Genomic DNA, 12,250 nt, shown 5'->3' with positions numbered 1-12,250 from the left:
AACTCCTCAAATAAACCTAATCATTGCTTTTGAAACGGACCCCAGTCCGGTTCCCTGATGTCTCCCGCCTGTCCCGCCAGTCGTGCCTTTATTTTTCCGTCGAGCGTGGTCGTCATCAGCGCTTCGCGGCCCTGCAGGTGCGTTGCGTAGACGATCAGCTTGCTATTGGGGGCAAAACTCGGGCTCTCGTCGGCGTTGGTGTCGGTGATGGACGCCACATTGCCGGTCGCCAACTCCATCACCTGGAGTTTGAAGGCACCGCCAATGCGCGAGATGTAGGCCAACCACCGGCCATCGCCGCTGACGGACGGAGAAATGTTGTAGGTGCCACTGAAGGTGACGCGAGTCGGGTTGCCGCCGCTGGCACTCATCTTGTAGATCTGGGGAGCACCGCCGCGGTCGCTCACGAAGTAGATCGTGCTGCCGTCGGCCGAGTACACCGGCTCGGTGTCGATGCTCGCGCTCTGGGTAAGCCGGCGAGGTTCGCCGCCGCCGGCCGGGATTGTGTAGAGCTGCGAGCCGCCGTCGCGGCTGAGGGTGACGGCGAGCGAGTTGCCGTCCGGTGCCCATGCAGGAGCGCTGTTGGAACCCTTGAAGTTCGCCAGCAGTCGGCGCTGGCCGCTGGCCACGTTGTGCACGTAGACCACGGGCTTGCGCGACTCGAAGGACACGTACGCCAGTTGCTGGCCGTTGGACGACCAGCACGGCGAGATGATCGGCTCGGGGCTCGCGAGTGCGGCCTGCGCGTTCTCGCCGTCGGCGTCGGCCACCCACAGCGAGTAGCGGCTGCCGCCCTTCGTGACGTACGCGATGCGGGTCGAGAAGATGCCCTTTTCGCCGGTCAGCTTTTCATAGACGAAGTCGGCGATGCGGTGCGAGGCGAGGCGCAGGTCGCCTTGCGGCACGGTGTAGCTCTGGCCACCGAGGTCCTGGCCCTTGACCACGTCCCACAGGCGGAACTTCACATCGAAGCGGCCATCCGCGAGGCGGGTGACGCTGCCCACCACCAGCGAGTCGGCTGTGCGTTGGCGCCACAGCGACAGGTCGGGACGCGAGGCCTCGTCCAGCGCCTGGCCCGAGGCATCGACGCCGCGAAACTGGCCGCTGCGTTCCAGGTCGGCCTGGACGATGTCGGAGATCTTCTGCGGCGATGAATCCTGGCCCTTGAAGGGGACCAACGCGATCGGCAATTGCGTCAACCCGACGCCCGACACTTCGACCCGGAACTGGGCGAGCGCTGGAAGCATGGGGGTGGCAGCAAGGGCCGCAATGAGACTGCGGCGTGCAAATAGCGATGAAGAAGGAGTTGGGGTAGGAGCTGACAACGGCTTGTTCATGCGGTTCGGAGAGGTTTTCGGACAAAAAGTTTCGGCCCGACGCAAGGGGCCACATGTTACACACTGGCCCGGTGCTCCCGTCACAAAACGTTTATCCATCGGTTCGGTCCTACACGACTCCGGCAAAAAGCGAGCCTCGGGACGACCCGTAGAATCCGCCGCCATGCAAGCATCCCCTGGCAGCGAGACCCCGCGCCCTCCCCTGATGCGCCGTCTGGCGCGTCTCATGACCTGGTTCGGCAGCTCGCGCAAATGGTGGGCCGTGGGCCTCTGCGGGGCCATGCTGGCGGCCATCACCGAGCCGCTGATGGCCGCGCTTCTGAAGCCGCTGCTCGACCGCGGCTTCACCCGCGGCGAGATGCCGCTGTGGTTCGTGCCCGCCGCCGTGCTACTGCTGTTCGCCGTGCGCGGCATCGCGCAATTCATCTCTCAATATGCCTTGTCGCGTATTGCCAATGAAGGCATGCAGAAGCTGCGCCGGGTGCTGTTCGAACGCTTGCTCGGCGCCGAGCTCGCCCTCTTCACGCGCCAGTCGGCGAGTGCGCTGTCGAACACAGTGGTATACGAGGTACAGACGGGCGCGATGCTGCTGGTGCAGGCGCTGCTCGGGCTTTCGCGCGATGGCTTCACGCTCATCGCGCTGCTGGGCTACCTGGTCTATCTGAACTGGAAGCTGACGCTGATCGTCGCGTTTCTCGTGCCCAGCATCTCCTGGATCATGAAGGTGTTCTCCAAGCGCCTCTACAAGCTCACCCAGCAGGGCCAGCAGGCGACCGACGAGTTGGCCTACGTGGTGGAGGAGAACGTGCTCGCCCATCGCGTCGTGCGGTTGCATGGCGCCGAGCAGGCCCAGGAGCGCCGCTTCGAACAACTGAGCCAGCGGCTCAACCGCCTGGCCGTGAAGTCCACCATCGCCCAGGCCGCCACCACGCCGCTCACGCAGATGATGGCTTCGCTCGCGCTGTCGATCGTCGTGATGATTGCCCTTTGGCAAAGCGGTAAGCAGGGCTTCACCGTCGGCGGATTCGTCGCATACATCACCGCCATGCTGATGTTGATCGCGCCGATCCGGCGCCTCGCCGAAGTGGCCGGGCCGATCACGCGCGGGCTCGCGGCACTCGAACGCGGCCTGATCCTGGTCGACGAGGTCGCGCCCGAATCGCAAGGCAGCTTCGAGATGGCGCACGCCGATGGCCACATCGAACTGCGCAACGTGCAGGTCAGCTACCGCGGCGACGATGAACAGCGCGCGCTCGACGGCGTGAGCCTGACCATCCAGCCTGGCCAGGTGGTGGCTTTCGTCGGCCCCTCAGGCTCTGGCAAGACCACGCTGGTCAACCTGCTGCCGCGCTTCGTGCAGCCCAGCGGCGGGCAGGTGCTGCTCGATGGTCACGACACCAGCGAGTGGAAGCTCAAGAGCCTGCGCGCGCAGTTCGCGATGGTGAGCCAGGACGTGGTCATGCTCAACGACACGCTCGCTGCCAACGTGGCGCTGGGCTCCGAGATCGACCGCGGGCGCGTCAACGAGTGCCTGGTCGCCGCCAACCTGAGCGCCCACGTCGAGAATCTGGCGCAGGGCATGGACACGGTGCTGGGCCACAACGCCACTCAGCTCTCAGGTGGGCAGCGCCAGCGTCTCGCCATTGCGCGCGCGCTCTACAAGAACGCGCCCGTGCTGCTGCTCGACGAAGCCACCTCGGCACTCGACACCGAATCGGAACGTCTGGTGCAGGACGCCCTGCATCGCCTGATGCAGAACCGCACCACGCTGATCGTGGCCCACCGGCTCTCGACCATCCAGCACGCCGACCGCATCATCGTGATGGAGCAAGGCCGCATTGCCGAGCAAGGCAGCCACGCTCAGTTGATGGCGCTCGACGGGCTCTATGCACGCCTGCAGACGTTGGCCGTGCGCAGTGCGACGCCGGGGCAAGACCCGACGCTCTGAGCCGCTCGCTCAGAGCAGCACGATGTCGTACTGCCCCTGCCCGATGGCAGGCTCGGACTGCAGCGAAATCGGCTTGCCGATGAAGTCGCTCAACCCCGCGAGATGCTGGCTTTCTTCATCAAGGAAAAGCTCGATCACCTGCGGCGACGACACGATGCGGAATTCGCGCGGCGTGAACTGCCGGGCTTCCCGCAGGATCTCGCGCATCACGTCATAAGCCACGCTGCGCGCAGTTTTCACGATGCCTTGCCCGCCGCAGGCCGCGCACGGTTCGCACAGCATGTGGGCCAGCGATTCGCGCGTGCGCTTGCGTGTCATCTCGACCAGCCCGAGCTGCGAGAAGCCGCCCGCCGTGGTCTTGACCCGGTCGCGCGCCAGTTGCTTGCGAAATTCCGCCAGCACCTGCTCGCGGTGGTCGTCGCGCCCCATGTCGATGAAGTCGACGATGATGATTCCGCCCAGGTTGCGCAGCCGCAGCTGCCGCGCAATCGCCTGTGCCGCTTCGAGATTCGTCTTGAAGATCGTGTCGTCGAAATTGCGCGCGCCAACGAAGCCGCCGGTGTTCACGTCGACCGTCGTCAACGCCTCGGTCTGGTCGACCACAAGGTAGCCGCCCGACTTGAGCTCCACGCGCCTGCCCAGCGCCTTGGCGATTTCCTCGTCCACCGAATACAGGTCGAAGATCGGCCGCTCGCCCTTGTAGTGCTGCAGCTTGCCCGCGGCCTGCGGCATGAATTCGAGACCGAACTTCAGCAGCACCTCGAACTGCTCGCGCGAGTCGATGCGGATGGTCTGCGTCTCTTCGATGGTCATGTCGCGCAGCACGCGCTGCAAGAGGCTCAGGTCCTGGTGCAGCAGCGACATCGCGGGCAGCTTGCTCGACGCATCGCGGATGCGCGACCAGGTCTTGCGCAGGTAGCCGATGTCTTCGGCCAGCTCGGCATCGGACGAATCCTCGCCGTTGGTACGCAGGATGAAGCCACCGGTATTGGCCGGCACCACGCCGCCGCTGTCGGCCGCAGCAGCCGCCTCGATCAGCGTCAGCATGCGCGTGCGCAGCGATTCGCGCTGCTCCGAAGGAATCTTCTGCGAGACGCCGATGTGGTTGTCCTGCGGCAGGAACACCAGCAGCCGTCCGGCAATGCTGATCTGCGTCGACAGCCGTGCGCCCTTGGTGCCGATCGGGTCCTTGATCACCTGCACCAGCAGCGACTGCCCTTCGAACACCTGCTTCTCGATCGGCACCATCGGGCCGCCGTTGCGATGGTCGCGCTCAGGAGTCGGCGCGCTCGGACGCGAGCCCGGCGTGAACGGCGCGACGATGTCGGCCACGTGCAGGAAGGCCGTGCGCTCCAGGCCGATGTCGATGAACGCCGACTGCATGCCCGGCAGCACGCGCGAGACCTTGCCCAGGTAGATGTTGCCGACCAGCCCACGCTCCAGCGTGCGTTCGACGTGCAGTTCTTGCACCGCGCCGTGCTCGACCAGTGCCACACGGGTCTCTTGAGGGGACCAGTTGATCAGGATGTCTTGCATGGAATTCTTAAGTTTTGAAACCGGCACTGCGAAGCAGCTGCGCGGTCTCGAACATCGGGAGTCCCATGATGCCCGAATAGGACCCGCTGATGTGCTCGATGAAAGCAGCCGCGGCGCCCTGGATCGCATAGGCGCCGGCCTTGCCGAGCGGCTCGCCGCTGGCTGCATAGCCGGCGATCTGTTTCTTCGTGATCGCGGCGAAGCGCACGCGCGACACGCTGAGCGCCGCATGGCGTCGGCCGCCGTGCTGCAGCGCGACGGCGGTCAGCACGCGGTGGGTACTGCCGGACAGCAGCGCCAGCATGCGCTCGGCATCGCGCGCGTCCTCGGGCTTGCCGAGGATGGTGCGTCCGAGCGCTACCGTGGTGTCGGCGCAAAGCACGGGTGCGTCGACAAGGCCGAGGCGCTTGCGTCGCGCGACTGCTGCATCGAGCTTGAGGGCGGTGACGCGTTGCACATATGCCGTCGGCGACTCGTTGGGCAGCACGACTTCGAGCGATTCGGCGTCTTCCTCGGGCGTGGCCAGCAGCAGTTCATGGCGAACGCCAAGTTGGCCGAGTAATTGAGCACGGCGCGGGCTTTGCGACGCAAGATAGATGAAGTCGGGCAAGTTCAAGGCTCCGTGAGGTTCCAGACCAGTTCATGCGGCAGCAGCGCGGGCACAGGTTCGCAGTTCGCCTCATCGAGCAAGGCGACCGGCCTGGTCATTCCCGGTGATACGGATGGCCCGCGTTGACCGACCACGCCCGGTACAACTGTTCGACCAGCAGCACCCGCGCCATCGCATGCGGCAGGGTCAGGTCCGAGAGACGGATGCGTTCGTGCGCAGCGGCCTTGAACGCGGGGTCGAGGCCATCGGGCCCGCCGATGACCAGGGCCACGTCGTCGCCCTCGATCTGCCAAGCCTGCAGGCGCGTGGCGAGTGCCTTGGTGGTGAGTGCGGTGCCGCGCTCGTCGAGCGCCACGATGCGCATGCCGCGAGCAATGGCGCCCTCGATGCGTTCGCGTTCGGCGGCGTAGAGCGTCTCCAGTGACTTGGAGCCACGGGGTTCGGTCTTGACAGCGCGCAGCTCGAGCTTGAGCTCGGGCGGGAAGCGCTTGGCGTAGTCGTCCCAGGCAGTCTGCGCCCAGTCGGGCATGCGCTGCCCGACGGCGACCACCAGCAGCTTCATGCGCGGCGGGCTGGCGCCTTCTTGGCAGGCGCCTTCTTTGCCGCGGGCTTGGCCGCAGTCTTCTTCGCGGCGGGCTTGCCAATCACCTTGACCGGCGTGCGCGCGGTGGTCGAGGTCTTCTTGGCGGGTGCCTTCTTCGCAGCCGTTTTTCTTGCGGGCGAGCGGCGGGCTTTCTCTTCCCGGGCTTCCTGTTCGGCGGCCTTGACTGCGGTCTTGGCGGCGCTCGAGCGGCGCAGCGAAGGCTCCTTGGCGGCGGGCTTTTTCTTCTTGTCGCTCACTTCTTCCGTGCTCGACGAGGTGCTGGCGGCAGGCTTGGCGCCGCCCAGCTTGGCGCGCACCGGCTTGTCGCCCCAGATCTCTTCGAGGTGGTAGTACTGGCGGATGGCAGGCTGCATGATGTGCGCGACGGCCGCGCCGCAGTCCACGATGATCCACTCGCCGTTGTCCTCGCCCTCGATGCGCGGCTTGCCGAAGCCGGCCTCGCGGACCGCGTCACGCACGCTGGCGGCGAGCGCCTTGGTCTGGCGATTCGAAGTGCCCGACGCGACGATCACGCGCTCGAACAGCGGCGACAAGTGCTCTGTGTCGAATACCTGGATGTCCTGCGCCTTGACGTCTTCGAGTCCATCGATGATGGCTCGCTGGAGTTTCTGGGTGTCTTTCTTGGCGGCGGCTTCAGTGGTCATCAGGCAGAGCGGTAGAGGTGGTGTTGGTCAATATAGCGTGCAACCGTGGGCGGAACCAGCGAGGAAATGTCCACGCCCAGTGCAGCGCGCCGCCGAATCTCGGTGGCGCTGGTGTCCATGGCAGGCAGTTCTAGCGCCTCGAAACGCGCGCCAGCCGGGAGGTTGAGCAGCATGTTCGGATCAAAACGGGCAATGCCGCCCGTCGATAGTGCGCGATACGCTACAGAAACGATAGCAATGCCGAGTATAGCCTGCCAGCCGTGCCAGCTCGGCAACGCGCTCGCCTGATCGGCGCCCATGATCAAAACCAGTTGAGCGCCGGGCTGCTCTTTCTGCAACTCGTGCAGGGTGTCCAGCGTGTAGGTGGGGCCGTCGCGCAACACTTCGCGGCTGTCGATGACGACCTTGCCGCCCTTCAAATCGGCGAAGGCCAGCCGCGTCATCGCTAGGCGGTCTTCCTTCGGCGTGAGCGTGCGGCTCTTGTGCCACGCCTGCCCTGTCGGGATGACGTGCAACTCGGCCAGGTCGAGCTGCGTCAATGCGGCTTTGGCCAAGGCGACGTGGGCGTTGTGCGGCGGATCGAAAGCGCCGCCAAAAACGCCAATGCGCGGAGCCTTGCCGGAAGAGTTCACAGCCAGTCGCGCCGCGGAAGAAAGTCGCTGTACAGCGCGGCTTCGGGGCTGCCGGGTTCCGGCTGCTGACGGTAAGCCCAGCTTGCGAGCGGCGGCATCGAGAGCAGGATCGATTCAGTGCGCCCACCCGACTGAAGCCCGAAGTGCGTGCCGCGGTCCCACACGAGGTTGAACTCGACGTAGCGCCCGCGCCGGTAAAGCTGGAATTCGCGCTCGCGTTCGTCGTAGTGCGTGTGGCGACGGCGCTCGACCAGCGGCAGGTACGCCGGCAGGAGCGCATCGCCGACCGAGCGGATCAACGCAAAGCCATTCTCGAAACCGCCTTCGGCGAAATCGTCGAAGAAGATGCCACCGATGCCGCGCTGCTCATTGCGGTGCTTCAGGAAAAAATACTCGTCGCACCAGGTCTTGAAGCGCGGGTACTTGTCGTCGCCGAAGGGCGCGAGCGCATCGCGGCACACGGTGTGAAAGTGCACCGCGTCTTCCTCGAAGCCGTAGCAAGGCGTCAGGTCCATGCCGCCACCGAACCAGCAGACCGGCTCTCCGCCCTCGGGCAGCGCGGCCAGCATGCGCACGTTCATGTGGACGATCGGCACATACGGATTGCGCGGATGGAACACCAGCGACACGCCCATCGCCTCGAATGGCGCGCCGGCCAATTCAGGCCGATTCTGCGTGGCCGAAGGCGGCAGCTTGGGCCCGCGCACCTGAGAGAACCCGCAACCCGCGCGCTCGAACAGCGCCCCGCCTTCGAGGATGCAGGTGAGGCCATTGCCCTGCAGCGGCTCGCCCGGCGCCTTGTGCCAGGCATCGTGCAGGCAGGTGCCGCCATCGGCCTTCTCGACCGCCGCGATGATCGACTGCTGCAGTCCGCGCAGGTAGCTGCCGACTGCCGCGGGGTTCGTCTGCTGCATCAGGCTTGAGGGGCATTGCGCGCATGCAATGCGCGGAATCCGATGTCCTTGCGGTATTGCGCGCCATCGAAACGCACGCGCGCAGCGACCTCGTAGACCCGCTGCTGCGCGAGCTTCACGCTGTCGGCCAGCACGGTCACGCAGAGCACGCGGCCGCCGCTGGTCTTGAGTTCGCCGTCCTGCATGGTTGTTCCGGCGTGGAACACCACAGCGTCGGGCGCTTCAGGCGGAATGCCCGTGATGCGGTCGCCCTTGCGCGGCGAGAGCGGATAGCCATGTGCCGCCATCACCACGCCGAGCGCGACGCGACGGTCCCACTGCAGCTCGACCTGGTCCAGCATGCCATCGGTGGCGTGCCAGAACACCTCGAACAGGTCCGACTTGAGCCGCATCATGATCGGCTGCGTCTCGGGGTCGCCCATGCGGCAGTTGAATTCGAGCGTCTTCGGATGGCCGGACGCGTCGATCATCAGGCCGGCATAGAGGAAGCCGGTGTACGGAATGCCGTCCTTTTCCATGCCTCGGATGGTCGGCAGGATGATTTCGCGCATCGCACGCGCATGCACCTCGGCCGTGACCACCGGTGCGGGCGAATATGCGCCCATGCCGCCGGTGTTGGGGCCTTCGTCGCCGTCGAGCAGGCGCTTGTGGTCCTGGCTGGTGGCGAGCGCGGTGACGTTCTTGCCGTCGCACAGCACGATGAAGCTGGCCTCTTCGCCCTGAAGGAATTCCTCGATGACCACGCGCGCGCCGCCGTCGTTGTGCGACACGCCGAACTTGTTGTCGACCAGCATGAAGTCGACAGCCTCGTGCGCTTCTTCAGCGGTCATGGCCACGACCACGCCCTTGCCGGCGGCCAGGCCGTCGGCCTTGACGACGATCGGCGCGCCCTTGGCGTCGATGTAGGCATGCGCTGCTGCCGCGTCGGTGAAAGCTTCGTATTCGGCCGTCGGGATCTTGTGGCGCTTCATGAACGCCTTGGAGAACGCCTTGGAACTTTCCAGCTGCGCGGCAGCCTGCGTCGGGCCGAAGATGCGCAGGCCGTGCGCGCGGAATTCGTCGACCACGCCCGCAGCCAGCGGCGCCTCGGGGCCGACCACGGTCAGCGAGATCTTTTCCTTGATGGCCCACTCGCGCAGCGCGGCGGGTTCGGTGATGTCGATGCAGTCGTAGCGCTCGTCGCTCACGGTGCCGCCGTTGCCCGGCGCCACGTACACGCGGCTCACACGAGCGGCCTGTGCCAGTCGCCATGCCAAGGCGTGTTCACGGCCCCCTCCTCCAATAACCAATACCTTCATTCGTGGGCCTTCTTCATTCGCTGTGGATCAATGTTCATTCGCTCGCTCATTCAGTGAGTGAGGCGTTGTGATAGACCGCCTGCACATCGTCCAGGTCCTCGAGCACGTCGAGCAATTTCTGCATCTTGGCGGCGTCTTCGCCAGCGACTTCGATCGGGTTCTCGGCGCGCATGGTGACTTCGGCGGCGTCGGGGGCAAGGCCGGCGGCTTCGAGCGCGTGTTTCACGGCTTCGAAATCGCCGACGGCGGTGATCACCTCGATCGCGCCGTCGTCGTCGGTCACGACGTCTTCGGCGCCTGCTTCGAGCGCCACTTCCATCACCTTGTCTTCATCGGTGCCGGGCGCGAAGATGATCTGGCCGCAGTGCTTGAACTGGAAGGCCACCGAGCCTTCGGTGCCCATGTTGCCGCCGTGCTTGGAGAAGGCGTGGCGCACTTCGGCCACGGTGCGCACGCGGTTGTCGGTCATGGTGTCGACGATGATCGCCGCGCCGCCGATGCCGTACCCCTCGTAACGAATTTCCTCGTAGTTGACGCCTTCGAGGTTGCCGGTGGCCTTGTCGATGTTGCGCTTGACCGTGTCGATCGGGAGGTTGACCGCCTTGGCTTTTTCGACCGCCAGCCGCAGCCGCGGGTTGGCGCTCAGGTCGCCGCCGCCGGCGCGGGCGGCCACGGTGATTTCACGGATGGCGCGGGTCCAGAGCTTGCCGCGCTTCTCGTCCTGGCGGCCCTTCCGGTGCTGAATATTCGCCCATTTGCTGTGTCCGGCCATGGCTTTCTATCTCGCTGTCTTGTGTTTTCAAAGCAAGGTGCGAGTTTACTGTCCGGCGCACGCAACGCCCGCCGGCACCCCGGAATTCGGGCCGGAGCTTTTGGCGATAATCTTTCGATGACGCCATCGCCTACCGTCGGAACCGGGAATCCCGACACCCTCGCGCCTCACGCGCCCCTTCCGCTGTATTACAACAATGAGGTAGAGCACCAGGCATTTCTTCGCCGCATCTTCGACAGCACCGCGGCGGACTACGATCGCATCGAGAGCGTGCTGGCCTTCGGGACCGGCCCCTCGTACCGCCGCGCTGCACTGCAGCAAGCCGGCCTTGCCGCCGGCGCAGAGGTGCTGGACGTGGGCATCGGTACCGGCCTCGTGGCGCGCGAGGCGCTCAAGATCATCGGCCCCACCGGAAAACTCACTGGCGTCGACCCGAGCGCCGGCATGATGGAACAGGTCAAGCTGCCCGGCGTCGAACTGCTGGAGGGCGTGGCCGAAGCAATTCCCCGCCCCGATGCCAGCGCCGATTTCGTGAGCATGGGTTACGCGATGCGCCACATCAGCGACGTGGCGGCCGCCTTCAGCGAATTCCATCGCGTGCTGCGGCCGGGCGGGCGCGTGATCGTGCTCGAAATCACCAAGCCCGAAGGCCGCATCGCAACGGCTCTGCTCAAGGGCTACATGCGCGCCGTGGTGCCGCTGATCGCCCGCGTGGTCGGCCGCCAGCGCAACACCTCCGAACTGTGGCGCTACTACTGGGACACCATCGAGGCCTGCATTCCGCCCGAGCGGGTGATGCAGGCGCTGGGCGATGCGGGCTTCACCGAGGTGCGCCGCCATCCGAGTCTGGGCGTCTTTTCTTCCTACACCGCCCGCAAACCAGAACAGATCGCTAAGGCCGCTTGACAGTGCGAGTTCAGGACGACATCTCTTCCTCCCACCTGCGCGTCGAGCGCCTTTCGCTGGCGGACAGCCTCGCGCTGGCCACGGACGGCAAGGCGCCCTTCGCCGCCCTCGGCTACGGCACGCCTCACAGCGTGGCATGGATGCCGACCGTCAATGCGCGCGTGCTGTCGTCGCACGGCGCCATGGCCGATGTGTGGGACGTGACGGGCACGCAGCACATCGAGTCGGGCACCACCGGCATCGCGCGCTGGCGCACCGACGGCCACTGGCTGCTTGGCGCCATCGACCTCGATGAATCCGCGGAGAAGCAGGGTCTCGCCGAACTCGCGCACCGCGCCTACCGCGATCTCTTCAAGACGCTCGAGCAGGCCGGCACGCCGCACCTGCAGCGCATCTGGAACTACCTGCCGCAGATCAACGCCGACGGCGGCGGCCTGGAGCGCTACCGCCAGTTCAACCTCGGCCGGCAGGAAGCTTTCTTCGAAGCCGGTCGCGCCGCGTTCGAAGGTGCTCCGGCGGCGTGCGCGCTGGGCATTCATCAGGGCATGCTGTCGATCCGCTTTCTCGCGGGCCAGGCGGCGCCGCTGCCGGTCGAGAACCCGCGGCAGGTCTCGGCCTACCGCTATCCCGAAACCTACGGTCCCCGTTCGCCGACCTTCTCGCGCGCCGCGCTGTCGGACATCGGCGACGGCAACATCGCCCTCTTCATCTCCGGCACCGCGAGCATCGTCGGCCACGAGACGCAGCACGACGGCGACGTGCAGGAACAGGCGCGCGAAACGCTGCGCAACCTCGCAGCCGTGATCGCCGCCGCCAACAAGCGCGTCACCGCGACCTTCTCGCTGGCCGAACTCGATTGCGTGGTGTACGTGCGCCATCCTTCGGACACCGACGCGGTGCGCGACGTGATCGAAAGCGCGCTCGGCGCGGACGCCCCGATGGTGCGTCACGCGGTGTACCTGGAAGCGGACATCTGCCGCAGCGATCTGCTGGTCGAGATCGAGGCCCACACGGTTGCAGCCGGCGGGCTGCGGGTTTGAGCCGCGGCT

Annotated in this window: 12 protein-coding genes; 3 read left to right on the top strand and 9 right to left on the bottom strand. The window is 65.9% G+C overall.

Annotated elements, in window-relative coordinates; genetic code table 11:
- Positions 1 to 20: 20 nt before the first annotated feature.
- On the bottom strand, positions 21 to 1,247 hold the full coding sequence (gene tolB, locus QFZ83_RS10780) for a Tol-Pal system beta propeller repeat protein TolB (protein ID WP_307505962.1): 1,227 nt from the start codon (positions 1,245 to 1,247) through the stop codon (positions 21 to 23).
- Between the two features lie 253 nt (positions 1,248 to 1,500).
- On the opposite strand from tolB, the gene msbA reads away from it, so the two are divergent.
- On the top strand, positions 1,501 to 3,285 hold the full coding sequence (gene msbA, locus QFZ83_RS10775) for a lipid A export permease/ATP-binding protein MsbA (protein ID WP_307505960.1): 1,785 nt from the start codon (positions 1,501 to 1,503) through the stop codon (positions 3,283 to 3,285).
- Positions 3,286 to 3,294: 9 nt separating this feature from the next.
- On the opposite strand, the gene rng is transcribed toward msbA, so the two are convergent.
- The 8 genes from rng to QFZ83_RS10735 all read right to left on the bottom strand — a co-directional run bounded on the left by rng (position 3,295) and on the right by QFZ83_RS10735 (position 10,295).
- Positions 3,295 to 4,821: a ribonuclease G gene (gene rng / locus QFZ83_RS10770; RefSeq protein ID WP_307505957.1), complete on the bottom strand. Its 1,527-nt coding sequence runs from the start codon at positions 4,819 to 4,821 to the stop codon at positions 3,295 to 3,297.
- 7 nt (positions 4,822 to 4,828) lie between these two features.
- The gene (locus QFZ83_RS10765) at positions 4,829 to 5,431 is read right to left on the bottom strand and encodes a nucleoside triphosphate pyrophosphatase (protein ID WP_307505952.1); all 603 of its coding nucleotides are present in this window, start codon (positions 5,429 to 5,431) and stop codon (positions 4,829 to 4,831) included.
- Between the two features lie 94 nt (positions 5,432 to 5,525).
- Positions 5,526 to 5,993, bottom strand: coding sequence for a 23S rRNA (pseudouridine(1915)-N(3))-methyltransferase RlmH (gene rlmH, locus QFZ83_RS10760; RefSeq protein ID WP_306879175.1), 468 nt, complete (start codon positions 5,991 to 5,993; stop codon positions 5,526 to 5,528).
- Entirely contained in the window at positions 5,990 to 6,679 is a 690-nt protein-coding gene (gene rsfS / locus QFZ83_RS10755; RefSeq protein ID WP_307505949.1) for a ribosome silencing factor, read from the bottom strand. The genes rlmH and rsfS overlap by 4 nt, the downstream gene beginning before the upstream one ends.
- Complete coding sequence (gene nadD, locus QFZ83_RS10750; RefSeq protein WP_307505946.1) at positions 6,679 to 7,311, bottom strand: nicotinate (nicotinamide) nucleotide adenylyltransferase; 633 nt, start codon at positions 7,309 to 7,311, stop codon at positions 6,679 to 6,681. Before nadD ends, rsfS begins: the two co-directional genes overlap by 1 nt.
- Entirely contained in the window at positions 7,308 to 8,225 is a 918-nt protein-coding gene (hemF, locus tag QFZ83_RS10745; protein WP_307505943.1) for an oxygen-dependent coproporphyrinogen oxidase, read from the bottom strand. Before hemF ends, nadD begins: the two co-directional genes overlap by 4 nt.
- Complete coding sequence (purD, locus tag QFZ83_RS10740) at positions 8,225 to 9,523, bottom strand: phosphoribosylamine--glycine ligase (RefSeq protein WP_307505939.1); 1,299 nt, start codon at positions 9,521 to 9,523, stop codon at positions 8,225 to 8,227. The genes hemF and purD overlap by 1 nt, the downstream gene beginning before the upstream one ends.
- A 46-nt stretch (positions 9,524 to 9,569) precedes the next feature.
- Entirely contained in the window at positions 9,570 to 10,295 is a 726-nt protein-coding gene (locus QFZ83_RS10735; RefSeq protein ID WP_307505936.1) for a YebC/PmpR family DNA-binding transcriptional regulator, read from the bottom strand.
- Positions 10,296 to 10,412: 117 nt separating this feature from the next.
- Between QFZ83_RS10735 and QFZ83_RS10730 the strand changes: the two genes are divergently transcribed.
- Both QFZ83_RS10730 and QFZ83_RS10725 read left to right on the top strand, forming a co-directional pair.
- The gene (locus QFZ83_RS10730) at positions 10,413 to 11,201 is read left to right on the top strand and encodes a class I SAM-dependent methyltransferase (protein ID WP_013541133.1); all 789 of its coding nucleotides are present in this window, start codon (positions 10,413 to 10,415) and stop codon (positions 11,199 to 11,201) included.
- Between the two features lie 2 nt (positions 11,202 to 11,203).
- The gene (locus QFZ83_RS10725) at positions 11,204 to 12,241 is read left to right on the top strand and encodes a Rid family hydrolase (protein WP_307512686.1); all 1,038 of its coding nucleotides are present in this window, start codon (positions 11,204 to 11,206) and stop codon (positions 12,239 to 12,241) included.
- Positions 12,242 to 12,250 lie beyond the last annotated feature (9 nt).

The sequence above is a fragment of the Variovorax sp. W1I1 genome, from assembly GCF_030815625.1.
GTDB lineage: Bacteria > Pseudomonadota > Gammaproteobacteria > Burkholderiales > Burkholderiaceae_C > Variovorax > Variovorax paradoxus_C.
The sequence above is the reverse complement of the archived record's forward strand: the minus strand, read 5'-3'. Positions and strand labels throughout refer to the sequence as shown.

Excerpts from the sequence above, each read along its gene's own strand:
- tolB (WP_307505962.1), bottom strand. The coding sequence starts at position 1,247 with ATGCTTCCAGCGCTCGCCCAGTTCCGGGTCGAAGTGTCGGGCGTCGGG.
- rng (WP_307505957.1), bottom strand. The coding sequence starts at position 4,821 with ATGCAAGACATCCTGATCAACTGGTCCCCTCAAGAGACCCGTGTGGCA.
- purD (WP_307505939.1), bottom strand. The coding sequence starts at position 9,523 with ATGAAGGTATTGGTTATTGGAGGAGGGGGCCGTGAACACGCCTTGGCA.
- rsfS (WP_307505949.1), bottom strand. The coding sequence starts at position 6,679 with ATGACCACTGAAGCCGCCGCCAAGAAAGACACCCAGAAACTCCAGCGA.
- QFZ83_RS10735 (WP_307505936.1), bottom strand. The coding sequence starts at position 10,295 with ATGGCCGGACACAGCAAATGGGCGAATATTCAGCACCGGAAGGGCCGC.
- msbA (WP_307505960.1), top strand. The coding sequence starts at position 1,501 with ATGCAAGCATCCCCTGGCAGCGAGACCCCGCGCCCTCCCCTGATGCGC.
- rlmH (WP_306879175.1), bottom strand. The coding sequence starts at position 5,993 with ATGAAGCTGCTGGTGGTCGCCGTCGGGCAGCGCATGCCCGACTGGGCG.
- hemF (WP_307505943.1), bottom strand. The coding sequence starts at position 8,225 with ATGCAGCAGACGAACCCCGCGGCAGTCGGCAGCTACCTGCGCGGACTG.
- QFZ83_RS10730 (WP_013541133.1), top strand. The coding sequence starts at position 10,413 with ATGACGCCATCGCCTACCGTCGGAACCGGGAATCCCGACACCCTCGCG.